The 810-nt window shown below is 47.3% G+C and carries 2 protein-coding genes; both read right to left on the minus strand.

From position 1 onward, the window contains the following. Positions 1-190: 190 nt before the first annotated feature. Positions 191-652 carry a ribosome maturation factor RimP gene (gene rimP, locus GNE10_RS34895; RefSeq protein WP_099069647.1) on the minus strand — a complete coding sequence of 154 codons (462 nt, stop codon included), beginning with the start codon at positions 650-652 and terminating at the stop codon, positions 191-193. Next, the coding region (locus GNE10_RS35620; RefSeq protein ID WP_221643111.1) for a hypothetical protein at positions 621-810 on the minus strand (190 nt) is incomplete at its 5' end. The genes rimP and GNE10_RS35620, both read right to left, overlap by 32 nt.

Below are 810 nucleotides of genomic sequence, written 5' to 3' on the forward strand. Positions count from 1 at the left end.
GGCATGGAGCATGGGGCATGGTAAGACACAGGGGGGCGGAGAAAGTGGGGCAGATGGGAAAGACTGACTGCAACTTCCCGTCTGCACTGAAGCTCTTCTGCTCCCCTGCTCCTCTACTCTTGTATTCCCCCAGTTTCTATTCCCTAATTTCTAATTCCCAGTCCCTAGTCCCCAGTCCCTAGTCATTTGTTTATCGGCCTTCGTCTAGCTGCACCCTAGTAATTAGAGAGCGCTGAATTTCGACTACACGACCTTTTTGATTTAAGTAAACTGCTGTCTCATCCCGGCGAATCAGCTGACCAGTCCACTCTTGTTGTCCCTCATAAGGTGGGGAAGTGGAGATAATGACAGGAAATCCTTTAAAAGAGATAAACTCCCTGTCGGTGACCAATTGCCGCGAAATACCAGGACTGGACACTTCCAAGACATAAGCATCTGGAAAGATTTCCGCAGCATCTAGGGAGGTTTCTAAAGCACGGCTCATTTTCTCACAATCATTTAATCCAGTGTCTTGCTGAGGATTGCGAATATCTACCCGCAATACTGGTGGACTTTGGTTAGTGTGAAAAACCACGCCCACTAGTTCTAATCCCAGTTCTTGTGCCACTGGTGTTGCCAAATCAATAATTTTTGGTACTAAGGGATGAGCCATGAGAAAATTCAATAAAAAAAGTGGGCATCGACCCACTTCCTGCGATAGGGATATCTTCCAAGAAGTCTTGTGACGAACCAATGCTGGTTCGCCCTAATTCGAGTTTAGCGCATTTATTCTGTAGTGGGGCATTGGGCAAACAGGGCATGGGGTAGAGG

Source organism: Nostoc sp. 2RC, assembly GCF_014222165.1.
In the GTDB taxonomy this organism is placed as follows: Bacteria; Cyanobacteriota; Cyanobacteriia; order Cyanobacteriales; family Nostocaceae; genus Nostoc; species Nostoc linckia.